26 protein-coding genes, 1 tRNA gene and 1 riboswitch are annotated in these 26,378 nt (G+C 50.3%); of the genes, 15 read left to right on the forward strand and 12 right to left on the reverse strand.

The features are described 5' to 3' along the window. The first annotated feature begins 62 nt into the window (after positions 1 to 62). Entirely contained in the window at positions 63 to 521 is a 459-nt protein-coding gene (locus tag C7452_RS03070; RefSeq protein ID WP_010876403.1) for a GTP-binding protein, read from the forward strand. Between the two features lie 89 nt (positions 522 to 610). Then, complete coding sequence (locus tag C7452_RS03075; RefSeq protein ID WP_115892192.1) at positions 611 to 1,204, forward strand: endonuclease III domain-containing protein; 594 nt, start codon at positions 611 to 613, stop codon at positions 1,202 to 1,204. A gap of 70 nt (positions 1,205 to 1,274) precedes the next feature. Here the strand turns inward: C7452_RS03075 and C7452_RS03080 are convergent, their stop codons facing one another. Continuing rightward, positions 1,275 to 3,452, reverse strand: coding sequence for a DHH family phosphoesterase (locus C7452_RS03080; RefSeq protein WP_115892193.1), 2,178 nt, complete (start codon positions 3,450 to 3,452; stop codon positions 1,275 to 1,277). A 102-nt stretch (positions 3,453 to 3,554) separates the two neighbouring features. Between C7452_RS03080 and C7452_RS03085 the strand changes: the two genes are divergently transcribed. The 3 genes from C7452_RS03085 to C7452_RS03095 all read left to right on the forward strand — a co-directional run bounded on the left by C7452_RS03085 (position 3,555) and on the right by C7452_RS03095 (position 6,948). After that, on the forward strand, positions 3,555 to 4,325 hold the full coding sequence (locus C7452_RS03085; protein ID WP_115892194.1) for a prenyltransferase/squalene oxidase repeat-containing protein: 771 nt from the start codon (positions 3,555 to 3,557) through the stop codon (positions 4,323 to 4,325). 46 nt (positions 4,326 to 4,371) lie between these two features. Then, entirely contained in the window at positions 4,372 to 5,523 is a 1,152-nt protein-coding gene (locus tag C7452_RS03090; protein ID WP_115892195.1) for an MFS transporter, read from the forward strand. Positions 5,524 to 5,648: 125 nt separating this feature from the next. Beyond that, positions 5,649 to 5,711, forward strand: a riboswitch (Fluoride riboswitch). A 31-nt stretch (positions 5,712 to 5,742) separates the two neighbouring features. Continuing rightward, the gene (locus C7452_RS03095) at positions 5,743 to 6,948 is read left to right on the forward strand and encodes a cation:proton antiporter (protein ID WP_048175480.1); all 1,206 of its coding nucleotides are present in this window, start codon (positions 5,743 to 5,745) and stop codon (positions 6,946 to 6,948) included. Between the two features lie 25 nt (positions 6,949 to 6,973). Here C7452_RS03095 and C7452_RS03100 read toward each other — a convergent pair whose 3' ends face one another. The 6 genes from C7452_RS03100 to C7452_RS03125 all read right to left on the reverse strand — a co-directional run bounded on the left by C7452_RS03100 (position 6,974) and on the right by C7452_RS03125 (position 13,110). Beyond that, entirely contained in the window at positions 6,974 to 7,462 is a 489-nt protein-coding gene (locus C7452_RS03100; protein ID WP_048175479.1) for a hypothetical protein, read from the reverse strand. A 75-nt stretch (positions 7,463 to 7,537) separates the two neighbouring features. Further along, entirely contained in the window at positions 7,538 to 7,888 is a 351-nt protein-coding gene (locus tag C7452_RS03105; protein ID WP_048175478.1) for a VOC family protein, read from the reverse strand. A 36-nt stretch (positions 7,889 to 7,924) separates the two neighbouring features. After that, positions 7,925 to 8,299 (reverse strand): desulfoferrodoxin, encoded by a 375-nt coding sequence (locus C7452_RS03110; protein ID WP_115892196.1) that lies wholly within the window; start codon positions 8,297 to 8,299, stop codon positions 7,925 to 7,927. Positions 8,300 to 8,309: 10 nt separating this feature from the next. Beyond that, complete coding sequence (gene rbr, locus C7452_RS03115) at positions 8,310 to 8,894, reverse strand: rubrerythrin (RefSeq protein ID WP_048175476.1); 585 nt, start codon at positions 8,892 to 8,894, stop codon at positions 8,310 to 8,312. A 154-nt stretch (positions 8,895 to 9,048) separates the two neighbouring features. Then, positions 9,049 to 11,076, reverse strand: a complete 2,028-nt coding sequence (locus C7452_RS03120; protein WP_052457326.1) for a heavy metal translocating P-type ATPase — start codon at positions 11,074 to 11,076, stop codon at positions 9,049 to 9,051. Then, entirely contained in the window at positions 11,077 to 13,110 is a 2,034-nt protein-coding gene (locus tag C7452_RS03125; protein ID WP_115892197.1) for a thioredoxin domain-containing protein, read from the reverse strand. A gap of 293 nt (positions 13,111 to 13,403) precedes the next feature. Here C7452_RS03125 and C7452_RS03130 point away from each other — a divergent pair, with 293 nt between their 5' ends. The 3 genes from C7452_RS03130 (at position 13,404) to C7452_RS03140 (ending at position 15,630) form a co-directional block, all read left to right on the forward strand. Further along, positions 13,404 to 14,333, forward strand: coding sequence for a DUF2121 family protein (locus C7452_RS03130; protein ID WP_115892198.1), 930 nt, complete (start codon positions 13,404 to 13,406; stop codon positions 14,331 to 14,333). A gap of 62 nt (positions 14,334 to 14,395) precedes the next feature. Then, positions 14,396 to 15,160, forward strand: coding sequence for an MBL fold metallo-hydrolase (locus C7452_RS03135; protein ID WP_342769714.1), 765 nt, complete (start codon positions 14,396 to 14,398; stop codon positions 15,158 to 15,160). Positions 15,161 to 15,557: 397 nt separating this feature from the next. Then, positions 15,558 to 15,630 (forward strand) — tRNA-Thr (locus C7452_RS03140). On the opposite strand, the gene C7452_RS03145 is transcribed toward C7452_RS03140, so the two are convergent. From C7452_RS03145 to C7452_RS03155, 3 genes are read right to left on the reverse strand one after another with little or no spacing between them, the layout of a single operon-like run. Next, complete coding sequence (locus C7452_RS03145; protein WP_115892199.1) at positions 15,612 to 16,829, reverse strand: threonine/serine exporter family protein; 1,218 nt, start codon at positions 16,827 to 16,829, stop codon at positions 15,612 to 15,614. The two genes, C7452_RS03140 and C7452_RS03145, sit on opposite strands and share 19 nt — an antisense overlap. A gap of 24 nt (positions 16,830 to 16,853) precedes the next feature. Further along, entirely contained in the window at positions 16,854 to 17,933 is a 1,080-nt protein-coding gene (gene aroC, locus C7452_RS03150; protein ID WP_115892515.1) for a chorismate synthase, read from the reverse strand. Positions 17,934 to 17,979: 46 nt separating this feature from the next. Further along, positions 17,980 to 18,639: a TIGR00266 family protein gene (locus C7452_RS03155; RefSeq protein WP_115892200.1), complete on the reverse strand. Its 660-nt coding sequence runs from the start codon at positions 18,637 to 18,639 to the stop codon at positions 17,980 to 17,982. Positions 18,640 to 18,813: 174 nt separating this feature from the next. On the opposite strand from C7452_RS03155, the gene C7452_RS03160 reads away from it, so the two are divergent. From C7452_RS03160 to pheS, 5 genes are all read left to right on the forward strand, one after another. Next, positions 18,814 to 19,497 (forward strand): endonuclease III domain-containing protein, encoded by a 684-nt coding sequence (locus C7452_RS03160; protein WP_170130276.1) that lies wholly within the window; start codon positions 18,814 to 18,816, stop codon positions 19,495 to 19,497. Continuing rightward, entirely contained in the window at positions 19,490 to 20,311 is an 822-nt protein-coding gene (locus C7452_RS03165; protein ID WP_115892202.1) for a 4Fe-4S binding protein, read from the forward strand. The genes C7452_RS03160 and C7452_RS03165 overlap by 8 nt, the downstream gene beginning before the upstream one ends. Before the next feature lie 135 nt (positions 20,312 to 20,446). Further along, positions 20,447 to 21,415, forward strand: coding sequence for a porphobilinogen synthase (gene hemB, locus C7452_RS03170; RefSeq protein ID WP_115892203.1), 969 nt, complete (start codon positions 20,447 to 20,449; stop codon positions 21,413 to 21,415). Next, the gene (locus C7452_RS03175) at positions 21,416 to 22,333 is read left to right on the forward strand and encodes a triphosphoribosyl-dephospho-CoA synthase (protein ID WP_115892204.1); all 918 of its coding nucleotides are present in this window, start codon (positions 21,416 to 21,418) and stop codon (positions 22,331 to 22,333) included. A gap of 34 nt (positions 22,334 to 22,367) precedes the next feature. Further along, on the forward strand, positions 22,368 to 23,903 hold the full coding sequence (gene pheS / locus C7452_RS03180) for a phenylalanine--tRNA ligase subunit alpha (protein ID WP_115892205.1): 1,536 nt from the start codon (positions 22,368 to 22,370) through the stop codon (positions 23,901 to 23,903). 38 nt (positions 23,904 to 23,941) lie between these two features. Here the strand turns inward: pheS and C7452_RS03185 are convergent, their stop codons facing one another. Both C7452_RS03185 and C7452_RS03190 read right to left on the reverse strand, forming a co-directional pair. After that, positions 23,942 to 24,421 (reverse strand): hypothetical protein, encoded by a 480-nt coding sequence (locus C7452_RS03185; protein WP_231855359.1) that lies wholly within the window; start codon positions 24,419 to 24,421, stop codon positions 23,942 to 23,944. Between the two features lie 40 nt (positions 24,422 to 24,461). Beyond that, the gene (locus tag C7452_RS03190; RefSeq protein ID WP_010876379.1) at positions 24,462 to 24,866 is read right to left on the reverse strand and encodes a CBS domain-containing protein; all 405 of its coding nucleotides are present in this window, start codon (positions 24,864 to 24,866) and stop codon (positions 24,462 to 24,464) included. Positions 24,867 to 25,151: 285 nt separating this feature from the next. Here C7452_RS03190 and nikR point away from each other — a divergent pair, with 285 nt between their 5' ends. Further along, entirely contained in the window at positions 25,152 to 25,574 is a 423-nt protein-coding gene (gene nikR, locus C7452_RS03195; protein ID WP_010876378.1) for a nickel-responsive transcriptional regulator NikR, read from the forward strand. Positions 25,575 to 25,598: 24 nt separating this feature from the next. Beyond that, complete coding sequence (locus C7452_RS03200; protein ID WP_115892206.1) at positions 25,599 to 26,345, forward strand: methyltransferase domain-containing protein; 747 nt, start codon at positions 25,599 to 25,601, stop codon at positions 26,343 to 26,345. Positions 26,346 to 26,378 lie beyond the last annotated feature (33 nt).

Genomic DNA, 26,378 nt, shown 5'->3' on the forward strand with positions numbered 1-26,378 from the left:
TATAAAATAGGGTTAACCCATATTCAAATGTTAGACTAACTGAATGACTGTGAGTTGATTATATGAAGAAAGCCAAGGAGACAAAGGTTGTAATCTTTGGAGATTATGATACCGGTAAAACAACAACCCTTGAACAGCTCTGTGATAAGATAACCAAGGTTGAATACAAGGGCACAACACTTGCACTTGATTATGGTAACTGCATTGTTAATGGTGAGAAGATACACCTCTTTGCAACACCCGGCCATGAGAGATTCAAGTTCATGCTTGAGATAATATCAAACGGCCTTGACGCTGCAATAATAGTTGTTGATAACTCAAGGGGCGTCACCCTGGCGGAGAAGGAGATAATGGCTGAACTTGATGAGAAAAACATACCCTACGTTGTATTCTCAAATAAACAGGACCTCGATGATTCTGAACTGGAGATAGACTCCGAAGTGGAGGTATTCCCTACAGTTGCAACGGAAGGCAGTGGGCTCATGGAGGGCCTTGAAGTTCTACTTGAAAAGCTCAACTGATTTCATCTTTTTTCTCAGGATAAGTTTTTTCTGGTGATCTCATCAAGGATATTGATGCCATAATTGGGGGTCTGAGGAGTGTATACTCCATGAGGGTCTTTGAGGACCGTGACCCCTACCGCGTACTTATAAGGACCATCCTGTCACAGAGGACAAGGGATGAGAACACCGATGAGGCCACAGCCAGTCTCTTTGAGAGGTACCCCTCCATTGAGGATGTGGCCTATGCACCCCTCGAGGAAATCGAAGCCCTCATCAGGAAGGCGGGCTTCTATCATGTGAAGGCCGGGAGGGTAAGGGAGGTTTCCAGGATAATCCTCGAGGAATATGATGGTAAGGTGCCGGATGACATCAACGAGCTTCTGAAACTCCCCGGGGTGGGCAGAAAGACAGCCAACTGTGTCCTGGTCTATGCCTTTGGCAGGCCAGCCATACCGGTGGATACCCATGTCCATAGGATATCCAACAGGATAGGACTTGTGGATACCAGGACCCCCGAGGAGACCGAGAGGGCACTGATGAAGGTGATTCCCAGAGAATACTGGATAGAGCTCAATGACCTCATGGTACAGTTCGGTCAGGACATATGCAGGCCTCTGGGTCCACGTCATGAGGAGTGCCCCATAGCAGATCACTGCGACTATTACTTCAGGATTAAGGAGGAGGGCAAAAAGAAAGTTTAGGTCATGCTCCAGAAAATTTAACGCCACTCATGGCTCCATGCCCTGTTTGCAATCTTAGTGGTCAGAGGGATCACCCTTTAAGGGCTGCAACCTTCTCTGCAAAGGCTGATAGCACCTTCTTTGAGAGTCCCTCAATATACTTGAGTGAACCGGCACATTCATGGCCACCACCATCTATCACTGCCTCGGGGATCTCCTCTGCGAGTTCCCAGACTATCTCGTTGAGGTTGAATCCAAATTTCTCATTGACAGCATCAGTGGCCCTTATAACACCGAAGTCAGGTCCGTAGGCCAGGGTGATTATGGGTGTGTCCTCACCATGCTTCTGGACCATGTAATCATGGACGAATCCACAGGTCTTCCCCGGGGCCGGGAATGTGAAGCGGTGTGAGTACTTCTCAACATCCAGGACATTGAAGAGTATCCCGTTGGGCAGCCTTGTGGATTTGAGGTTGGGTATGGCTGCCCTGAGCTGGGTGTCAACCTTCCTCTCGTATTCCCTGTAGAGCGCATCAACCAGTTTCTTGTGTTTATCAAGACTTCCAAGCCCAAGTATGGTGTCGATGATGCCCCTGCCATTCATGAACCTGAGGTAGAAGGCCTCGAAGTCTATACATGCGGCGATCTTTTCAAGGTCCTCCCTTTCATAGCCGCGCTCGGCTGCAAGTTCAATGTAGGCCTCGGCCTCAGGGGAGTTCGCATGGTCACCAACCGCAGCGATACCAGGGAGATGGAGAATCCTCTCTGCAATTTCAGGGTTTATCATCTTGGCTATCTCCACTGAAAGCGCCCCCGCAGTTATCTGGGAGTCGCCACCGACCAGATATGGATTCACGTGGGTGTCAACATATTCATCAACCTCAACACGTCCATCCCGGACCTCGCCAGGGTAGTGGTGGTCCACAACCACGATTTCAATGTCATATATCTTGGCCTTCATGAGGGCAAGTATATCCTCTTCTGTCGACCCGTTATCAAGCAGGACAAGGAGCGGCAGTTTTTGCCCGTGCCTCTCGAGGTCCTCCAGGGCATATGAGAGGTCCTTCACAACGTCCTCGAGTTCATAGAAGGGTGCCTTGCTGGGGGCCCTCTTGAAGTAGTGCCACTCAGCATCCGTGCTGGGGTTGAGATCACGGAGGAGGGGTAAAACAGCCTTTTCAATGGCAACACCGGCACAGATACCATCAGCGTCTGCATGGTGTCTCACAAGGATGGATCTTCCATCATAGACGGCCCTCCTTATTGCCTTGGCCGCCTCCACAAGTTTTGGTCTTAATTTTTCCAGGGTTTCGCTTTCAATTAACAGGTCCTTTCTTTCTGGTTCAGCCCTCCTGTCTATGGCCTCATCGATGAGGCGCCTGGCTTCAGCAGCTTCCTTACCTATAAGGCGTTCAATTGACTCGGATTCTATCTGAATCTTTCCTGTGTGCTGGTTAACCTCTCCTATAACCTCAACTATGTGGCCGATCTGTATGTGGGGGTAGACCCTTATACCTGGCTCATCGAAGGCCGCAGCCCATGTGGTCCCGGTTTCATCGGATACCGTGAATATGGTTGGACCGGATGTCTGCTGGATCTGAATGACCTCCCCCACTATCCGCACGGTTTTACCAAGGCTCTTTGTATCTATGTCTGCTATCCTCGTCCTTGGCAGGTCCTTCTTTAATTTGATAACCTCGTAGGGACCCTTTATACTGGCCGGGATCATGTCCACCTCGCCCTTGTAGGGTTTCACCTGGGATACCCTCACGAACAGTTCATCCCCTACCTTGTAGTCAGGGAACAATCCCCTCATAAGTCCCCAGACGTGGCTGTTGAGGCTCACAAAGACCCCATATTTTTCCACCCGGGTTATCTTCCCACGGTATATGCTTCCAACCTCAAGGTCGTCCATTGTGCATGCAGGGTGGAGGATGTAGACCTTCTCCTTCTTCTGACATTCCGGGCAGTACTCATCCCTACCCTTTATCATCCTTCCACATGATGGGCAGATGTTAACCTCACCCTTACCGCCACAGGTGGGGCAGGTTTCCCTCACCTCCACCTCACCCTTACCCCTGCATACCTCACAGGGGACCTCATGGGAGTCCTCGAGGTCGAACCTCTGCCTTGCACTGTTTGAAACACCCTTGAAATGATCCTTTATATCCTCTGTTGATCTGAAACCTGTTCCATGGCATGCGCTGCATATCTTGTAACTCTTAACACGGTAACCTTTACCCTTACATTCACTACATGACTGAATCATGGTATTCCTCATAGAAACGATTTATTTAAATGATAAATGTTAGGTTTATTATATTAAACTGGAATCCATATATATTTGTGTGCCCTGAGAGGGAGGTTATGAATGTTTGATCCCCCACCACTGAAAAATTCGGTCATAAGTTTTCTCAATAAAAGGAGACATTCCAGCGGCGGTTACACACTCTATGAGGGACTGCCAGATTCAAAGAACACCTACTATGCCATCAGGTCCTTCGAGGTCCTTGACCATGAGCCTCCCCGGCTTGAGGAGACCCTGGACTGGCTCGAGGATGTCCACAGGGGAGGTACCTTCGCTGCCCAGGGACTCTTCTACAGGTGCAGTATTCTCAGGGATTATGGCAGGGACTTTGAAATACCTGAGAAATTCACTGAGATGCTGAGGACATCATACAGGAAATCAAGCCTTGAGATAACCTTCTACATGGACTCCGTCCTCAGGATGCATGGGGAATACCTTGATGAAATACCAGAATGGGTCCTCTCAATTCAGAATGAGGATGGGGGATTCGGTGCCTATGGTTCAGATATAATCAACACCCGCTTTGCCCTTGAGATACTCAATGGCCATGGCATGAAAATTCCGGGCGATGATGTCCTTCAGTTCACAGACTCCTGCTTCTCGGATGGTGCCTGGAACTTCACACCCATATCATATCCACCATACATTGAAACCGTCCATTCGGGGTTCCGCATCAATGAGATCCTGAGGGGTAAGGTGAGTGATGTCACAGGGTTTATAATGAAAATAAGGAATCCCGATGGCGGGTTCAGGAGGTCCGTTTATATGGGGATATCTGAACCGGAGTACACCTACAGGGCAATTTACATGCTGGCCAGTATTCATGGATGGTGAAACACTGCTCGCATGCTGAGGAAATCATGTTCAAGGGGGTACCATCATGAGGAAATCAACGGTATTCATTGTAATCCTTGGAATCGTGAGCCTCTTCGCTGATATGACCTATGAGGGTGGTAGGGGTATAACGGGTCCATTTCTGGCTTTTCTGGGTGCAAGCGCATTCATGGTTGGATTTGCAGCCGGTTTCGGGGAGCTATCTGGATACCTTGTGAGGTTTCTCTCTGGCTACATCTCTGATAGAACCGGGAGGTACTGGCTCATAACCTTTGCCGGGTACCTCATAAACCTGCTTGCAGTTCCCCTCCTTGCATTTGCAGGTAACTGGCAGGTTGCGGTTTTGCTGATCATACTTGAGAGGCTCGGTAAGGGCCTCAGGACACCACCAAGGGATGCAATGCTATCATACGCCTCCTCTGATATGGGTCATGGAGCCGGATTTGGGTTGCATGAGGCCCTGGATCAGATAGGTGCAGTTGCAGGTCCCTTAATAGTCTTTATTGTTCTCGCATCCGGTGGAGGCTACAGGGAGGGCTTCCTGGTTCTCCTGGCACCTGCCATTATTGCCATTGCAGTACTTGTCACCGGTTACCTCCTGTTCCCGAGGCCCTCTGAACTTGAAGCATCAGGAGAAATTGATTACAGAGATTTCAGGGGGGCTTACTGGCTTTACCTTGCTTCGGTATGCTTCGTTGCCCTGGGGTATGCTGATTTCCCACTGATCGGATATCACCTTGGAGTCAGGAGTGTTCTGGATCCCTCAAACATCCCCCTTATATATGCACTCGCAATGCTCACCGATGCCCTTTCAGCCCTGGTATCTGGCAGATACTTCGACAGGTACGGTTTCAGGGTGATGGCCCTCGCGGTTCTCGTTTCAATGTTCTATGCACCCCTCTCCTTCCTTGGAGGTTCATGGGCTGCAGTTATGGGTGCTGTACTCTGGGGTGTGGGCATGGGGGCCCAGGAGTCTGTTATGAGGGCGGCTGTTTCTGTATTCTCATCTCCGGAGAGGAGGGGCTCTGCCTACGGTACATTTAACACCATCTTCGGTGTGGCATGGTTTTCAGGAAGCCTCATCATGGGTTACCTCTATGGACTCTCTGTACCGGGACTTGTGGCATTCTCGATCATCACACAGTCCGCAGCTCTGGTCATTCTTCTTGGACTTGAAGGATTCAGGTCTGCTGGTTAAATGCCTTCTCCTGGAACATGAATTCCCTGGTCCCGGAGATTTTCCACTTTCTTATACTAACTCAAAGGAACATGTTCAGTACTATCATCATAAAGTATATAATGGATAAATATGGAGATAAATTACATCCTGCAGGTGATGGAGTCCACCTTTAACCGCTTTTTCTGGCTGATGACTCCTGCATAAGAATGTGGGAGAAACTTTCCTCAAAGTGGAGGTATGAATTTGGAGTACGTTGCATTTAGCGTAGCTGTTATCATACTACTTGGTCTTCTATTCAACAGGGTTTTCACCAGGGCAAGGCTTCCGGGAATCCTTGGGATGCTGATACTGGGTATCCTTATAGGCCCCCACGGATTGAACCTCATATCAAAGAGCATAATGGATATATCCCCCGACCTCAGGGTTATAGCCCTCATAATAATCCTTCTGAGGGCAGGGTTTGGTATAAACTTCGAGAGCCTCAGGAAGGTGGGAATGACTGCAGTCAAGATGAGCTTCATCCCGGACGTCTTTGAGGGCCTTGCGGTGATGGTGGCCTCACACTACATACTTGAACTTCCCATCATTGAGGCGGGTATACTGGGTTTTGTTATAGCCGCAGTCTCACCGGCAGTCATAGTTCCCCAGATGCTCTCATTCATTGAGAGGAGGATGGGAACAGCCAAGGGCATACCCACGATTATACTGACGGGGGCATCAGTTGATGATGTTGTTTCAATAACGCTGTTCTCTGTATTCCTCGGAATATATCAGGGACAGCAGGTTAACCTCCTTGTCGAGGCCATTGGAGTTCCACTATCAATCCTGACGGGGATAACTGGAGGCCTTGCACTTGGTCTTGCCCTGGTATATCTCTTCAGGAGGTTTGAGATAAGGAACACCGAGAAAACCCTCATAATCCTGGGTGCAGCCATCCTCCTCAAGAACATGGGGGACCTTATTAGCACATATCTCCCGATAGCCGCCCTTGTGGGTGTCATGGTGGTGGGACTTGTCATCCTCGAGAGGATGCCCGAGACTGGACTCAAATTATCTGAGAAGTTCAACAAGGTCTGGATATTCGCGGAGATACTCCTCTTCGTCCTTGTAGGTGCACAGGTGGATGTGAGGCTCATATTCCATGTTGGCCTTCTGGGACTTACAGTGATCACCGTTGGACTGATGGTGAGGAGCCTCGGTGTCCTGCTCTCCCTCAGGGGAACGGATCTTAACCTGAAGGAGAAGGTGTTCTGCATAGCAGCATACATACCAAAGGCCACAGTCCAGGCAGCTATAGGAGCAATACCCCTTGCTGCTGGAGTGGATGCCGGTGAAACAATACTCGCAATGGCTGTACTTGCCATCCTCTTCACAGCACCCCTCGGATCCCTGGCTGTGAAATGGACAGGTGAGAGGTTCCTGGAGGTTGAAAGGGGGGATTAAAAATGACCTGGATGAGTCTGATCGTTTAGCTGAATTTTTCCGGATTTTTTTTCACAATTTCCATCCTTTCACTTTCAAGCTCCTTTGCTGTCCTCATGTAGCTGTTTGCCATTTCAATGTTGGAGTTACCGTTTTCCGTTTCATTGATACTGAGCATCTGGATGGCATTTTTAAGTTCAATGGTTGCATTTATCTTGGCCTCAAGTTCAGATACAAGGATTTCGAGGTAATTAACAATTACCGGGTCTGCACTGTTCCTGGCATAGCCCAGGGCCTCCGATGCAAGGTCCCTGGCGGACCTGTACTCTGAAGCTGCGACTTCACACTTTGATAGTGCCTCATCGAGTTTGAAGCTGTTGGCTGCAATGGCGGATTCATTGAAATAGGAGTCACCCTTCTTTATATGGTCGTTTATCTCGGGCACCAGCTGGTTTATGCTGCCGTTTCCCGAGTTTATACAACCACTCACAGCCACAACGAGAATTAAAAGGCTAATAAAATGGATACGCTTCATGTTGGATTTCTTTATATTCTGGAAAATAAAAGTTTTGGGGTTCAGGATGTTTCAGTGTGACGATTTATTTATTGATCAACGGTGCTCAATCAGGGCTATACGGACTCCATTCGGGTCCTCTATGAATGCCAGGAGCCCCACCGTTATTGGTGTCGGTTCCATAAGGACCCTTGCTCCCCGCGATCTCAGATCATTCAGGGTGGTTTCGAGGTCATCGACCTCCATTCCTATTGAAAAAAATCCGGGTTTATCGGTGGGGTTTTTGATCAGCTCCACCATGGCTTCTCCTTCACCCCTCAGGATTGTTATCTCTCCGCTGGCTCCAAGATCGTAATGGCTGTCTACAGTGAACCCCATCACATCCCTGTAGAACTTAACAGACTCCTCCATCTCGTCAACTATTATGGTGGCATACTTAATCTTCACACCGGGACCTCCTGGCTAAAAAGGGTAATCTGTGTCTCAGTACCAGAGACCATGTATATTGCAGTAGATCCTCACCATGAAGTCTGAAGCCATCTCAACAGGGAACTCTGCCTCTGGACTGTCTCCAGGGTTCAGGTCCTTCCTGTAGACCATGTCTCCGGCAATAAACTCTATCCACTGGATGTGGTGGTTCTCCTCCATGGGGTGTGGAACCTCACCCACCTTAACCCTGATGCCAGTACCGGTTTCTTCGACCACCGGGACATGCTTCTCTGGTCCAACATCGGTTCTTCTTGCAACCAGTAGTTCCATGGGCTGATTACAGCATACAAGCTGTCCAGCTCCGGGGTTAAGGACTTCAACGATATTTCCGCAGACGTTGCATCTGAATATCTGGTTGGTTTCTGTCATTGGTGACCCTTCAGTAGTCCTCACATTTCACCTGGAAGTACCTGGACGGATGGTCACATGATGGACACTTCTCAGGTGGTTCTGTTCCCTCATGGACGTAGCCGCATTTTCTGCAGACCCAGGTCACGGGTTCATCCTTCCTGTAAACCTTACCTGTCTCAACCAGCTTGAGGAGCTTTCTGTAGCGTTCCTCGTGGTGTTTCTCTGCCTCGGCTATTGCTCTGAGCCTCTTTGCAATTTCAGGGTATCCCTCCTCCTCTGCCACATCAGCAAATTCAGGGTACATCTCGCTGTTCTCATAGTGCTCACCCTCAATGGCTGCTATGAGGTTCTCATCTGTGGTTCCAAGTGTGAGGGGAGCCTCCGCATCTACCACGATTGAGCTGAGGTCCTCAGCGGCCTCCTTTTTGAGGTCATTTATCAGGCGGAAGAGCCACTTGGCATGCTCCCTCTCATTATCCGCCGTGGTCAGGAATATCTCGGATATCTGCTCAAATCCTTCCTTCTTGGCGATTTTGGCATAGAAGGTGTACCTGTTCCTTGCCTGGCTCTCACCAATAAAGGCCTTTGTAAGGTTTTCAAGGGTTCTTTTCATTTTCTTCACCCATCCTTTTTTACATAGGATACTATGTAGAACATCATATTAAATCCTTTCATTTTATGTCTGGCAGCTGCTGAGGCATGGATTTTGATGGTACGTGGTTGAGTGAATGAAATTTCTAAGCCCATTTTTGTTGCTGAGGCATGATTTAACGGCCGCTCTGCCCACTGAAGCTGAAGGTCCTTGCGTTCAGGGCGACTATGACGGTGCTCAGTGACATCAGGATGGCTCCCATGGCGGGACTGAGGATGATACCCTGCCCGTAGAGGACTCCTGCCGCCAGAGGGAGGGCTATGACATTGTATCCTGTGGCCCAGATGAGGTTCTCCTTCATCTTGCTGTAGGTGGCTGCTGCAAGATCCATCAGGTCCACAACGTCAAGGGGGTTGCTCCTCACAAGGACAACATCGGCACTCTCGATTGCAACATCCGTTCCGGCCCCTATTGCAACACCAATGTCTGCCTGTACAAGGGCCGGGGCATCGTTGACACCATCACCGACCATTACAACCCTCAGCCCATCCTCCTGAAGCTTCCTTATTTCATCATACTTCTCAATGGGTATGAGCTCAGCCATGTAATCGTCTATACCAACCTCTGAGGCCACCCACCCAGCCACTGCACTGCTGTCACCTGTTAACATGAGGCACCTGACACCCCTTGATCTGAGGATCCCCACAGCCTCCCGGGCCTCGGGCCTTATCATGTCTGCAAGGGCGATGCAGCCCCTTAGTTCATCATCCACAATCACAAATACGGTGGTCTTGGCCTGACCTATCAGTTCATCAACCCGGGGGTCACTGATGCTGAAACCAAGCTCCTCTGTGTAGCCGTAACTGAGTACCTTCACCACTGAGCCGTTAACATGCCCCATCACACCCCTGCCCTCAATTGAGTTGAAGTTCTCCACCGGGAGGACCTCAGCAACGGCTTCAACTATCCCCCTTGCTATGGGGTGGCTTGATCCTGATTCAACGGCCGCGGCGTAGGATAATATTTCTCCCTCATCCATTTCAGGGTCAAAGGATATAACATCGGTTATTCCAAGCTCACCCATGGTGAGTGTCCCTGTCTTGTCAAATACAACCACATCGGGGTCCCGGGCATTCTCAAAGGATTCACGGTTCCTTATGAGTATACCCCGCCCTGCGGAGATGGCTGTTGAGACGGCTATAACGAGGGGTATTGCAAGTCCCAGTGCATGGGGGCAGGCGGTGACCATGAGGGTGACGGCCCTTTCAAGGGAGAAGAATACGTCCATCCCCAGCCAGGACCAGGCGATGAAGGTTAGAAGCCCACCGAGGAGGGCGATGGAGGTTAACCAGAAGGCGGCTCTGTCCGCAAGGACCTGTGTCCTTGTCCTGCCCTCCTGGGCTCTGCCAACGAGTTCAATGATCTGGGAGATGAAGGACTCCTCACCCACACGTTCAACCTCCACCGTGAGGGACCCCCCAGTGTTTATGGAGCCCCCGATGACACCATCCCCCGGCACCTTCTTTATGGGTCTTGATTCCCCTGTCAGCAGTGATTCATTGACATGGGACTCCCCCCTGATGACGGTCCCATCTGAGGGTACCCTCTCACCGGACCTCACAACCACAATGTCACCTGGTTTGAGGGTGCTCACATCAACGTCCTCAACCTTGCCGTCAACCACCAGGTGGGCCCTCCTGGGCAGCAGTCCTGCAAGCCTCTCAACAGCCCCTGATGCACTCCTTATGGATCTCATCTCGATCCAGTGACCCAGGAGCATAACATCTATCAGTGTGACGAGTTCAACAAAGAATACCATTCCCTCGAGGCCCAGAATCACCCCGAGGCTGTAGGTGTATGCAACTGTTATTGCAACTGCAATGAGTGTCATCATACCGGGGGTGCGTGATGATAGCTCACGAAGGGACCCCCTGAGGAAGGGGTATCCCCCATACAGGAATATTGCTGATGATAGAATGAGCACCAGAAATTCGCTGCCCTCAAAACTTAACAGGACGTTGCCAGTTGGAAGCTCCCCTAAAAGGATCACGGGTATGGTCATGAGGAGGCATATGATGAACCTCCTCCGGTACTCCTCCTCGTGGTGCCTGTGGCTGTCCATCATCTTACCCTTATTCTCATGGTGCCTGTGGCTCTCCATAATTTCACCGGGACCCTTCTCATGGTCTTTCTGTCTGCCCATCTATTTCACCCCCAGGTACTCCATGACCCTTTCAGGGTCCTCTGCTGGCGGGTGGCATTTGCTGCCATCACAGAGGTAGTAGGTGCAGCCATCACCCAGGGCCACCTTCTCATTGAGGTGTGCCGGGGCAAAGGACCAGTCACCTGATCCCCCCATAACTGTGAGGGTGAAATCAGGGATCAGGGTTTTCCTGAGAACCGCAGGTATTTCTGGTTCTCCACTGCAGACAACCACCAGGGACCTTCCACCATAAACTGCCCACTCTGCAGAGGACAGGAGGAATGTGTGAGCCCCTGGAGACGATTCAACCCTCCTGGAGAAGGCTTTCAGTATCCCCCTGGCTTCCTCTATCAGTTCTTCATCCTCGAGGAGACCACCGAGCCTCAGAAGGTTCTGCATGTGAACAGAGTTACCTGATGGAATCGCCCCATCCATTGATTCCTTTGGCCTCACAATAACATCCGGATCATCTGTGAGATAAAAACCACCATCAGAGTCCCTGAAGTTATCCCTGAGGGTCTCTGTGAGTTCAAGGGCTTTTCTGATGTACCCCTCCCGGAGGGTCGCATCATACATTTCAAGGAGACCCCATATCAGGAATGCGTAGTCATCCAGTTTCCCGTTTATGGCTGCCTCGCCATCCCTGTACCTGTGAAGTAGCCTTCCATCGGACATTAACCTGTCCTCAATGAATTCAAGGCACCCTTCAGCTGCCCTGAGGGGTTCATCATGGTCAAGAACCCTGCTGCAGCGTGCAAGGGCACCGATCATCAGGCCATTCCAGTCTGTGAGCACCTTATCATCCACAGAGGGGGCCTCACGTTCAAGTCTTCTTTCAAGAAGGACCCTCCTTGCCTCCTCTATCCTCTCATTAAGTTCATCGAGGGTCAGATTGAACTCCTCTGCCACCTTCTCCGGGGAATCCACATGGAGTATGTTCTCACCCCTCACCTCGCCCCTGAAGTTGCCATCCTCAAGAACATTGAAGTAGCGCATTACAAGGTCTGCATCATCACCGAGGGCCTCCAGTATCTCTGATGCCCTCCAGAGGTAGTAACCACCCTCAACACCACCGCTTTCAGCATCCACGGCCGAGTAGAATCCACCCTCCGGGGACTTGAGGTCCCTGAGGACATACTCTGAAATCTCAAGGGCGGTCCTCTGGTGGAGCTCATCACCCGTCACCTGGAAGGCCTCAAGGTAGGCCGTCATTGTGAGGGCCTGGTCATAGAGCATCTTCTCAAAGTGGGGTATCGTCCATGTTGGTTCAACAGCGTATCTATGGAAACCGTAACCCAGCTGGTCATATATTCCACCGTACCTCATCTTCTCCAGGGTGAGTCTAACCATCTCAAGGGCCTCCCCCTCACCCCTCCGGAGGTGGTAGGTGAGCAGGAAGTGGATGTTGTGGGGAGTGGGAAATTTTTGCTGAGACCCGAAACCACCATTTTTCCTGTCAAAATTCCTCCTGAGGTACTCGTAGGCCATATCCACGGTTTCAGGTTTAATCTGGTATGAAGCAGGCTTTTCCTTCAGGGCCTCCACGACCTTCCGCGCGGTCTCAACTATCCCCTTCGGGTCATTCTTCCAGAGCATAACAACCCTCTCAAGGATCGTCTTAAGGCCCGGGACTCCACCCCTATCCTCTGGAGGGAAATAGGTCCCTGCAAAGAAGGGTTCACCCTCGGGCGTCATGATGATAGTCAGGGGCCATCCCCCGCCACCTGTCATCATCTGGCAGACCCTCATGTAGATGGCATCAATATCCGGGCGCTCCTCCCGGTCCACCTTAACAGAAACAAAGTCTCGATTGAGTATATCTGCGATTTCAGGGTCCTCAAAGGATTCCCTTGCCATCACATGGCACCAGTGACATGTGGAGTATCCTATCGATAAAAATATGGGTTTCCTCTCTGCCAGGGCCTTTCTGAAGGCATCATCACCCCATGGATACCAGTTCACAGGGTTGTGTGCATGCTGCAGTAAATAGGGACTCTTCTCCTTTATGAGAGAATTGGTGTACTCATCTTTCATTGGTTCCCCCTCGTCATTATTTATGTTGATGGCGCTTTATTAATTGAGGGGTTGACTGTACCTCATTTCTTCAGTCACATTCTGCTTCATCCCCTGTTTGATACTTCCTCTGGATTCAGCACTAAGAAGACGGCAACCACGAGCTGGCTCATCTCTGCACCTCATTCATCTGAGGATGCATGCCAGTTTTTCATGAATGGGTCCCTGCTAATAGGGGACGCGATCATAAAATTCGAATCCTTTAATTAACTGTCCCATCAAATTCATGTGTATAGATGATCGGGTGATCCACAATGAGTCTCATCATAACCTACATAAGTAGCAAGGGATGCGTCATAGCTGGAGATAAACGGAGAATAGCCTATTTTGGTGATAAATCAAGTAGAGAGGTACTTGAGGAGGAGCTGTACACAGGCAAGATAAAAAGTGATGAGGAACTCCAGAGGAGGGCGTCGGAGCTTGGCGTAAATATAAAGGTCACAGATGACACATGCAAGGTCAGAAGCCTTGGCGACGTTGTTGTGGGTGAAATAAGCCAGAAAACACCCTTTGAGACAAGAAGAAGAAGGATATATGCAACAACAGGGGCCTATCAGATAATTGAACTCACAGGTTCAAGGATAACCAGCATGGAAAAGGGTGATACTGCAATAATAGTCTTCGGGAATAAGATAGCCAAGGAGATCACAAACAGGTTCCTTAAAAAGAGGTGGAAGACAAAGACAAGCCTCAAGGATGTTGCTGACCTCTTCAGGGAACTCATGGACCATGTATCCTCACAGACACCATCTGTTGGTAGCGAATATGATCTGTTCATAAAGAGCCCCTCACTGGATAAGAAGAGCGCCCACAGGCTTCTGAGTGATACCATCGTGAGGGATGTCCGCCTCCTCCAGAAATGGAGGGCCAAACTCAAACAGGAGATGCTAGACCGGCGGGAGGAGATAAAACTGGCCTCAAGGATCCTCACAGAGGGTGAGGTCGGCAGGGTTATGAGGCAGGATGGGAGACACGTGGAGGTTAAACTTGCCGGTGACGTTGAGGCCTATGACACCCGCTGGAAGAAGGTTGCAGGTCCAGGGGACATGGTACTCATGAGGATATCAGATGGCGGCACCCTTTCACCCGGCGAGAAAATAGCTGTAAGGGATGAGAACCTCTGCGTGGAGGGGAGAGATATAAAGGTCGACTGTGACGTCATAATCTGTCGCAGGGAGGAATAAATTTTTATTGGCGGCGGAGAAAGATAGGATGGGTGATTGAATGAGGTTAACGTTTCTAGGGAGTGGTGGCGGACGATTTCGCCACCATAACACAGAAAAGGATGACCGGCGGGCTGAGGATTGATGGAATCGCCGGCATGAACATCCACATCGACCCGGGTCCAGGGGCGCTTGTGAGGTCCTATCAGTTTGACTCTGACCCCAGGAAGCTGGATGCTGTGATGGTCTCCCACTCACACACTGACCACTACACTGATGCAGAGGTACTCATAGAGGCAATGACCAGGGGCATGACGCGCCAGAGGGGCACCATCCTGGGAAGTTTAAGTGTAATGGAGGGTTACAGGGACTGGGGGCCATGCATATCAGAGTACCACATGAGAAGATCACGATGCATAACACTATCAGCCGGTGAGACAGTGGATATAGGGGATCTTGAGGTTACAGGTACAGGCACCGTCCATGGGGACCCGACAGGTGTGGGGTTCAGGTTAAGGGCTGATGATCTTTCAGTGTCCTATACCTCGGATACAGAGTACTTCGATGGACTTGCAGATTACCACCGGGGGGCGGATGTCCTCATATCAAGCGTCATAAGACCCGGGGATGAGCATATAAGGGGCCACATGTGTACGGATGATTTCATAAAACTTGTGGAGGATGTGAAACCGGGTATTGCAGTGATGACCCACCTTGGAATGAAGATGATACTCAACGACCCTGAGATGGAGGCATTCAGGGTCCAGGAGGCAACGGGTATCAGGACACTGGCAGCGAGGGATGGCATGAAACTTGACCTGGATGGAGACAGCCCGACCATTTCCTGAAGGCTCTCTTCATCCACACACAGGTTCCTTCAAAAAACCTTCAGGTTTTGAATTATACAAAAAACTCATATATACTACGGATCTGCAAAGTATTTACCTGATGGAAAGAGTGGAAAGCCAGGACAGAAATTTAAAGGGACTCCTCAAAAACAGACCAGAACTTAGAAAAAAGCCATGAAAACGTTAACGATGATGATTACCTGGTCAGAGATGAACATCCTCCGAAATTCCCATTTAGGATAGGGTTCGATCATGATAGGGCTTCATAACACATATAAACCTTAGAACAGGGACCAGATGGGAGTTTTCAAACATCAAGGCAGGGTTCAGGATCATACATGCGGACCATTAATTATTTAAGGCTTCAGTTTCAATAAGTCATAAAAAATTACTTCAGGCCTCGGTAGCTTAGGTGGGAGAGCGCGGGATTCGTAATCCCGAGGTCGCGGGTTCAATCCCCGCCCGGGGCTCTTATTTTATCACTGAATGGTTCCGTGAGCAGTGCGCCAACAAGCAGTCCAAGGGCTATTGCAACCACAGTCATTGCGAAGAGTGTTATCTCAGCCACGGATGTCAGATAGTTCCTCCCCAGGAGATTTGCGAGTCCTATGAAACCCAGGGACCCGGGAGCAAGGAACCAGAAGGCCGGGTAGAGGGTGACGAAGTGCGGAGTCTTACCTGCAAGCTCAATGCCCCTGGCAACCAGTGTCATTGACAGGGCCCCCAGAAATGCCCCGAGGAGTCCTCCTCCAGCTACATTTCCCAGCTGCTGTCCCATGAGTGCACTGTAGAGCACAAGAAGTATCCATGGAAAATCACTCCGGTAGACAGAGAGGAAGAGATATATACCAACGGCAAATATGAATGCCCCCAGATACGGGCTGTAGCTCATGGCTGATATTTTTATGGCTGCAAATTCCTCCTGCGGAAACCTGTTAAGCTGCATACCCATCAGGACACCAAACAGGAGGAGGAGAAGAACCATGCAGCCGTATATCACCCTGCTTGACCCTGAAACCAGTTCACCACTTGCAAGTTCATAGATTCCTGTGGTTAGGGTTACACCGGGGATAAAGTATATCAGCGGCGGTACAAGGAGTGTGAGGTTCCCGCTCACGGCACCCGTATTGATCAGGAAGAAGGCAACACCAGAAACCGTGAAGGATGCCAGTACAGGCATGATGAGGGAGAGCCTCCTGTTACCGTAACCCACCACTATCAGGGAGCCTGCTATAAGGCTGAGAAATGATGAGTAAACTACAAGATCAGGGTCTGGCTGTATAAGCAGTGCTATACCTATTGAGAGAATAAGATAACCCAGAAGGATCCCGTAGCGGCCGAACCTGTGGGATCCCCTCAATATCCCCCTGAGCTCACCCAGGGCCTCACCCACCTCCATCCTCCCGGCTGTCACATCATCGGTGAGTCTGTATATTTCTGTGACCTGGTGAAGGGGCATCATCCCGGGGGACTGGGCTGCAAGGCCCATCCTTGAAACCTCTCCCTCCGCCTTTATTATGATCATGGTTGGGAGGACCGAGACCTCAACCTCCACGCCCTGGGACTCGGCGACACTCCGCAGGATCCTCTCGGTATCTGTAACAGAATTCCCTGAGGCTATGAGGGCGCGGCTCAGCTCCTCAAGGAATTCGAGCAGCTCTGCTGTCATCTCTCTGGTCAGATAGGGATTCTTTCATTCTTTTCCAATGTATGTGGGGTGGATGAAGCCGGCCCTTATCATATGGTCGGCAAGGACGATTGCAACCGCAGCCTCTGCAACAGGCACAACCCTGGGGCAGATGCAGGGATCATGTCTTCCACGAACCTCAATGGTTGTTTCCTCCATCCTTTCAAGGTCAACTGTCTTCTGGGGGACTGATATGGATGGTGTGGGCTTTACTGCTATCCTTGCAGTTATTGGCATGCCGCTTGATATCCCTCCAAGTATGCCTCCAGAGGTGTTTGTTGTTGTCCTCACCTTACCATCATCATCCAGGTAGAACTCATCGTTTATCTCACTTGCACGGTGTTCTGCAACCTCGAATCCCATCCCGATCTCAACACCCTTCACAGACCCGATACCCATGAGGGCCCTGGCCATATCTGCATCGAGTTTACTGAATACCGGATCGCCGAGTCCAGCGGGCGCACCCAGGACAACAACCTCAACAACCCCACCAACGGAGTCTCCCCTGCTGCGGGCATCGAGTATAACCTCCTCCATCTGTCTGGCCGCCCTGGGATCTGCACAGCGAACAGGATTGCTCTCAGCATACTCGCCTATCCTTTTAAGGCTTACAGTGTCTGCCTTAACATCACCCACCTGCACAACGTGGCCTGTTACGGTCAAACCATATTTACCGATGAGTTTCTTTGCAACGGCCCCACCGATTACGTGCCCAATGGTAACCCTTCCACTTCCACGGCCACCGCCACGGTAGTCGTAGTTCCTGAACCTCGCCCTCCAGGTGTAGTCACCGTGCCCCGGCCTTGGTGTATTCTTAATGTTACTGTAACTTTTTGAGTCGGCGTCCAGGTTTCTGACGATTCCAGCTATTGGAGTGCCATCTGTTCTTCCCCTGAATATACCTGAGAGTATCTCGACCCTGTCGGATTCAGCCCGTGGAGTGGTCAGGGCGCCGGTTCCAGGCCTCCTCCTGTTAAGTTCCTGCTGTATGTCATCCTCACTCAGCTCGAGACCTGCGGGGCAGCCGTCGATAACGGCACCCAGTGCAGGACCATGGCTGGATCCGAAGGTCGTTACTCTGAACATTTCACCGGTACTGTTCCCGGCCACCGAATCACCACACAGTATCAATCTAACTCCTTGAGGGGAGCATGGGTGTTAACCATCCAACGAAGCTATCAATGCTCCGGCTCTGCATGTATACGGTTCCTGTACCTTCAAATTCTGCAACCAGGCCTTCGCCACTCAGAAAAGTACTTTTAAGTCCACCAACCTTTCTCACACTGAAATCAAGACCCTCTGTGAAGGCTACAATGTGGCCTGTGTCCACTATGAACCTCTCATTTACAAGTTCCCTGCTGTAAATTGCCCCGAAACTTGAAAGGAACACCGGTCCTGAGGACTGGATTTTAAGAAGGAATAATCCCTCCCTCGCAAAGAAGGTCTTGAAACCTCCCAGTTTCGTTTCTATCTCCACATCCTCCGGTCCGGCCATGAATGCGCCACTCTGGGCATAGATGGCCTCCGTGGTCTCAAGGACCTCAACATCACCAGGGTAGGCCGGTGCGAGCTGCACATCCCCCCTACCCTGTGCCCTGAAGGTGTTAAGGAAAAGGCTTTCCCCTCCAATGGATCTCTTAAAAGCCCCAAGAAGACCCCCTGTCTCCGTCTGAAGTTCTATGTTTGAGCTCATGCTCACCATTGCACCTGTCTCAGCCTTTATTGCTTCACCGCTTTCAAGCTCGATGTGAGCCATACTAAAACTTGGTCTGTGTAAAATTTCATATCTCATGGATTTACTGTGTAACTTTTAATTAATATATCATCGGGGTATTGCTGGTTTACTGATTGTGCTGCTTTTTATGTTCTGTGATCATGAGGATGGCGGTTGATGCGGATTCCTCACAATCAGGGTTTTCACGCCGGACCTAAATGTTTAACCGTGGTGTTTATTTACCTATTAAACATGAAGGTGCTCAGGCATATCTACCGTTTCCTCATGGAACTCTATGGGCCCCAGGGATGGTGGCCACTCCTTGATAGGGATACAATGACACTCAGGTACCACCCCGGCGATTACACCCCACCATCAGATGATGGGGAGGTCTTTGAGGTCATCACAGGTTCCATACTCACACAGAACACGTCCTGGGACTCTGCTGCATCTGCACTCAGAAACCTTGCGGCAATGGACGCCCTTAAACCCCAGAGGATACTCTCCCTGGACGACGCTGAACTTGAGGCGGCCATAAGGTGTGCTGGTTTCTACAGACAGAAGGCATCATACCTCCGCGAAATGGCAGGGTTCTTCATATCCCTTGAGGGCTCAACACCATCCCGGAAGGAGCTCCTGAAGGTAAGGGGTGTCGGTCCTGAAACCGCGGATTCAGTGCTGCTATATGCCTACAGAAAACCGGAGTTCGTGGTTGATGCATACACAAGGAGGATCCTGACCCATCTGGGACTCATAGCCGGTGATGAGAGCTACCACAGAATAAAGGAACTCTTCGAAAGGTCCATTGAACCCGATTTCAGGGTCTTCCAGGAGTACCATGCCCTTATAGTCAGGCACGGCAAGTCCTACTACAGAGGAAGGGTCCATGGGGAGGGCGATCCCCTCACCGAAAAACTGGGTGGTTCATGTGATTGACTTCACAGATATAAGTGTTGAGATAATAAGGAGGACATTCAGGTCCCGATTTAAACTCGCATCCCTCACAGAAAGGTCTGTGATATTCAGGAACCTCGTAAGGAGACTCTTTTTTGAGGGGGACGATATACAGGTCATACCAAGGAACTCATCCATCGAGATAAACCAGCGCATCCAGTTGCCTGAGAATGTTGCCCTCCCCTCGGAGGTCCTGAGGAGGATGATACTCCGGTCCAGGTACATCTTCCGGATGGACTTCTGCATATGCAGGGCCTCATCGGGCTGCAGCAGCTACCCCCATGACCTTGGCTGTCTCTTCCTGGGCCCCGGAGCCCTGAGGATCTCAGAGAAGGTCGGAAGACTCATATCTGCTGAGGAGGCACTTGAACACATTGAAAGATGCCAGGAGGCAGGACTGGTCCATATAATAGGGAGGAACAGGATAGACTCTGTCTGGCTTAACTCCGGGCCCCATGATGAACTCCTCTCGGTCTGTAGCTGCTGTGAATGCTGCTGTCTCTGGAAGATGACGCCACTCCTCTCTGAGGACATAGCATCCTCCATAACACCAATGGAAGGCGTGGAACTGAAAAGGGAGGAGTCCAGCTGTGTTCTATGCGGTCGCTGTGAGGAGGCCTGCTTCACTGGTGCCATAGGTGTGGGGAAGGAACTGGTGCATGACGCCAGAAAATGCCTCATATGCGGCAGGTGCGCTGAGAGGTGTCCTGAAGGTGCCATAAAGATAATTATGGACCCTGATGCTGTTGACGAGGCCATAAAACGTGTTGAGGTCCTTGTGGATGTTGAGTCATGATCTCCATACATCAACCGCGGTGTTCATGAAGGGTCCGGAATTTATCTTCTGCGCGGGACATGGTTATGTTTTTTACCCTTGAGGATGTAATAAGAAATATCACAATGAATCCAACAGTTACCTGTGAGTGATAATATGGAGTTTCCCACAAAAAGGATGCGAAGGTTACGTAAGAGTCCACAGATAAGGAATATCCTTAGAGAGACACGGCTGCACCCATCGGATCTCATATACCCCATGTTTGTGAGTGAAAAACTTGAGAGGGGTGATGTGGAGGCCATAGATACAATGCCCGGCCAGTTCAGGTACTCTGTGGATGATGCGGTTTCCGAGGCATCCAGACTTGAGGATGAGGGACTATCATCCGTACTCATATTCGGAATGCCATCAGCCAAGGATGAGCTCGCCTCAGCAGCCCATGACCCCCACGGTGTTGTGCAGAGGACTGTGAGGAGGCTCAAGGAGGAAACAGACCTTGTGGTCATGACTGATGTCTGCCTATGCCAGTACACCAGCCATGGGCACTGCGGTATCGTCGTGGATGGCGAAATCGTCAACGATGAGACCCTGGAGGTCCTTTCAAGGATAGCCCTATCCCATGCCGAGGCCGGGGCAGACGTGGTGGCCCCATCGGATATGATGGATGGTAGGGTGGCAGCCATAAGGAGGAGCCTTGATGATGCAGGCTTCCAGGACACCCTGATAATGTCCTACGCGGTTAAATATGCTTCAGCATTCTATGCACCATTCCGGGACGCCGTATCATCGGCCCCTGCCTTCGGTGACAGGAGATCCTATCAGATGGACCCTGCCAACATTGACGAGGCCCTCATTGAGGCTGAACTGGACCTCAGGGAGGGTGCTGATATACTCATGGTGAAACCGGCCCTGGCATACCTTGATGTTATAGGTAAGGTCAGGGAGAGGTTCAGGGTGCCACTTGCAGCATACAACGTCAGCGGCGAGTACTCAATGCTGAAGGCGGCCATAAAGAGCGGATACCTCACTGATGAAGCCATATATGAATCCATATTATCAATAAAACGTGCAGGTGCAGATCTTATAATATCACACTTCGCACCTGATCTCCTGGGGGTGATCTAGATGGATCCCCTCCATGTTTCAAGGATAGCAGAGCTGGCCTCTGTCCTTGAGGTTAGCGGATACCCGAAACCAGGCAATGTCCACAGGACCCGTGACTTCGATGATATGGTCTACGAGGACTTCCTTGTGAGCGGGATAGTCACAGGTGATACCATGAGACTGGCCGCAGAGAGGGGGGAGAAACTGAGGGATACTCTTGACCTTTCGACCCTCGGGCTGGGAGAGCTCATACTCAGGGCGGTTGAGGACACCAGGAGGTGGGTTTCAACCAATACGAACCTTGGTATCATAATGCTGCTCACACCCCTCTCAGCAGCCGCAGGGATGGTTGACAGCGGGGATCTCCAGGGACTCAGGGAGCAGGTAAACCGTCTTATACTTCAGACAACATCAGAGGACGCTGTTAACCTCTACAGGGCCATTTCAACTGCGGAGGCCGGTGGAATGGGTGAACATGACACCCTAGACGTTAATGACCCTGCTTCACAGCAGAGGATAATCAATGAGAACATCACCCTCTTTGACACCCTCAAGATGTCAGCTGACTGGGACCTCATTGCAAGGGAGTTAACGTCCAGCATGCCTGTCACATTCAACGTCGGCTTCCCGGTATTTAAGGGAACCGTGGAGGAGCATGGCATGAACCGGGCCGTGGTCCAGACATTCCTGACCATACTTTCAAGATTCCCCGACACACTGATATCCAGGAAGTATGGCGAGGAGATCGCCGTGGAGGTTTCAGAGGAAGCCTCAGACATCGTTGATAGGGGAGGTGTGCTCACTGCAGCGGGTCTCAGGAGGGTTGAGAAATTTGACAGGAAGCTCTACCGGATGGGATGGAACCCCGGGACAACCGCGGATCTCACAGCTTCCTCTGTCATGGTTGGATTACTTGATTACTACTCAGAACTGGCTTGAAACGCTTATTTGAGTAAACTGGAGGAGAATTATTATGATGGATCTTGACAGGATCATTGACCAGCTTCACATTTACGAGAAGAAGGTTCTGAAAGCATTCGAAGGCTCAGATAAACCATTAAAGCCTGAAGAAATAGCAGAATCCCAGAAAATTGATATAAAATCTGTCATGAGTGCGTCAGGCGCACTTGAATCAAGGGGATTTGTGAGGGTTATGAAGGACGCGGATGAGGTTGTATCCCTCACAGAGGATGGAGAGTCCTGTGCCAGGGAGGGACTTCCTGAGCGCAGACTCATTGAGGCCCTTAAAGGTGAAGAAGAGCTTGAAATGTCAGAACTTTCCAGGAGAGCGGGTCTTGATAAGAAAGAGGCAGGTATTGGTATTGGCTGGCTCATGAGGAAGGGATGGGGTAGGATAAGCCAGGGGATGGTCTCAGCGGTGAGCGATGAAGCACCTGAAAGGGGTGCGGATGAGAGGCTGCTGGAACTCTTACTTGAAAGGGGATCCGTGAGGATCAGAGAACTCCCTGATGAACTCAGGGGTGCACTGAAGGATCTTAAGGGACGAAAGGGAATAGTTGATATAAGGAAAATTAAGAGGCATACCATTGAACTCACCACAGAGGGCAGGAAACTCCTTGAAAGGGGAATCGAGATAGTTGAGGAGGCAACACAGGTCACCCATGAACACCTCAAGAGCGGGGCCTGGAGAAAACTCCACTACAGGGGATACAACATTGATGCAGAGTACCCTCTGGTCTACCCGGGAAAGATGCACCCTCTGAGGCGCATAATCGATGAGATAAGGTCAATATTCCTTAAACTTGGATTCACAGAGTCAAGGGGCCCCATCGTCGAGTCTGCCTTCTGGAACTTTGACTGCCTCTTCCAGCCCCAGGACCACGCTGCAAGGGAGATGCAGGACACCTTCTATGTTAAAAACCCCGCCGTCACGGATCTCCCCTGTGAGGACCTTGTAAGGGCTGTGCAGGACGCACATGAAACCGGCGGTTCAACAGGATCAGAGGGCTGGCAGTACGAATGGGACAGAGATGTTGCAAGACAGAGCGTGCTCAGGACCCATACGACCTGCGTCTCTGCAAGGTTCCTCAGTGAGAACAAACCGCCCCTCAAGATGTTTTCTGTTGGACGTGTTTTCAGGAGGGAGACCATCACCTACAAGCACCTCCCTGAGTTTCATCAGGTTGAGGGGATCGTTGCAGGGGATGAGGTTAACTTCAGGAATCTTCTGGGTATACTGAGGGAGTTCTACAGGAAACTTGGATTTGAGGTCAGGTTCAGACCGGCCTACTTCCCATACACATACCTATCAACCGAATGTGAAATCTATCTCCCTGAGAAAAAAAGCTGGATAGAGCTTGGTGGGGCCGGCATGTTCAGGCCCGAGGTCCTGGAACCTCTGGGAGTTGAAACACCTGTAGCCGCCTTTGGTCTCGGTATAGAGAGGCTTGCCATGATAAGATTTGATATAAAGGATATAAGGATGCTCTACCAGAGCGACCTCGGATGGCTCAGAGGTCTCCCTGTAACCGGGGACCTGGAGCTCTAGTCCCTGTTTTTACCTGGCAGGGACTTTAAATCCCTGGATCAATTTTCTGTCTTCTCCATGATTGGACGGTAGTACTCACCATCCTCAAGGAGGACCCTTTCAATGAGTCCCCTGTTTTCAAGGGAGAGGATGATGTTGTACATCCTTCTGGTCCCAAGTTTAAGAGGACCGTAGAGGAGGTGGCCCTCAAGGAGGTAGCGTGGGATTGGAGCTCCACTCCCGATTTCCCTGAGGATCCTGAGGGCCTCCTCTTCGATCTGGTTGAGTTCAGCGACCCTGACATCTTCCTGGGTCTCCATCACCCTGACCTCTTCATCGAGGTTTTCGGCCACTATACGGCCATTTTCCCGTGAAATAAGTCCCTTATTCTCAAGAGCTGTGATGGTGTCATGGTATTCGTGTTCTGGCAGGTCAAGGTTCCTTTTGAGCATATCCTCAGATACGGGGGCGTTAAGGTCAAGCTGCATGTACCTGATTTCCCTGTAGACCATGTTTTCCTTTCTGGTTATAATCTTCAATGGGGACCTCCAGTTACTTGTGGTCACTCACTCCTGGACATCAGGAGGGAACCAGTATCTCAGCTGCAACCAGCCGGCATATGTCAGTTTTTGTTATGACTCCCACTGGTCTTTCATCATCCATTACAAGGAGTCCTGATATATCAGCCCTCAGCATGAGGTTGGCGGCGTCCTCTATGTTGTCATCTGCGGAGATGGTTATCACCTCATCCACCATTATGTCCCTCACCTTAAGGTCCCTCTCAGGGTGTTCACTGTCGGGTTTTATGGTTCCAAGAACTCCTATTAGGTCAGTGTAGGATACCACACCCACAGGTTTACCATCATCTTCGAGTACGAAGAGCCTCCGGACTCCATGTTTGTACATCTTCTCGAAGGCCTCGAGGGGCCTTGTTTCGGGGCTTACAGTTATTATCTCAGGGTTCATGGCTTCTTTAACCTTCATTGAAATCCCTCAAAGTCATACTTCTAATTAATATATCACTGTATCTTTTTATGCTTTGTTATCCTGAGGGCATTGTTATTCAATTCTGCCGGTGCCGATATCACTGTATCTTTTATCCTCGGGGACAGCCATGGTGTCTGCGATGCATTTAAATAGTCGTGTTAATTATTCATGTAATAACTTGTTGTTTTCTGCAGACAATACTGCAAGGTAAAAAAAGTTTAAATATGACTTTAGAATAATAATATAATAAATTCATATCAAACCACTTGTGGGGTAATAGTTATGATGAGAATAAGCATGTCTCTGCCAAAAAAGCTCTTAAATGAATTTGATGAAGTTCTAAGGGATCGTGGCTACCAGTCAAGATCAAAGGGCATAAGAGACGCCCTTAAGGACTACATTGTAAGGTACCAGTGGATGAATGAAATGGAAGGTGAGCGAATCGGTATTATTGCTGTGATCTATGACCACCACTACACAGGGGTCATGGAGGACCTTGCAGACATACAGCACGACTACCGTGAATACATCAACGCTGTTATGCACGTACACATGACCGAAAGACACTGCCTTGAGGTCATAGTGGTTAAGGGAGATGTTGCAAAGATAAGGGAACTCACCGAGAAGATGATGAGGCTCAAGGGCGTTGAACACGTGAGGCTCACCAGCACATCAACCGAACAGAAAATAGAACATGAACACTGATCCAGCAAGGCCTTCAGTAACTAAATGAGATTCAGGGTCACACCGTATCACGGAAACCTTCTGGGGGATCATGAACGCCTCGCAGCCTTCCGTGAGGCCATATCATCCAGGGCCAGGGGCCTTACCTATGACCTCGGGGCAGGCAGTGGGATCCTCTCATTCTTTGCGTCAGAGCATGCTGATCGTGTCATTGCAATTGAAAGGGACCCAAAGATAGCTGCATGTGCAAGGGAGAACCTATCAGGTCTGGATAACGTCAGTGTTGTCAACGAGGACGCCCTGCACTATGAATTCACTCTGGCTGACACGATCATATGTGAGATGCTTGACACAGCACTCATAGATGAGGAGCAGGTCCCGGTTCTAAGGAGGGCCCTAAAGTTCCTGAGGGATGATGGGACTGTAATACCACAGGCAGTCTTCAATGCAGCAGAACCCGTCACCGTGAACTTTGAAAACATCATGTATGATGAAAATCTTTCACAACCCTCCTCAGGTCCGATGAGGGTTTATGACCGGGTCGAGTTCAGGGGGAACCTCCCTGAGATTTTCAGGGGTTCATTGAAGCTGCAGGCATCGAGTCCCTTCAACGCCATCAGAATAATATCCTTTACCCTGACGGCTCCTGGAATCATATGCGGCCCCACACCCATGATGAACCCCCCGCTCATCATACCCCTCGGGGAGACCGGAGATAAAGGTGAGGTCGAGATAAAACTTTCATACAGGATGGGTGGCGGCCTTGATTCGGTCGAAGCATCCATCATATGATTTATCTAAAATCTGATTATTTCTGGTGGTTTC

It is taken from the genome of Methanothermobacter defluvii, assembly GCF_003385755.1.
Taxonomy (GTDB): Archaea; Methanobacteriota; Methanobacteria; order Methanobacteriales; family Methanothermobacteraceae; genus Methanothermobacter; species Methanothermobacter thermautotrophicus.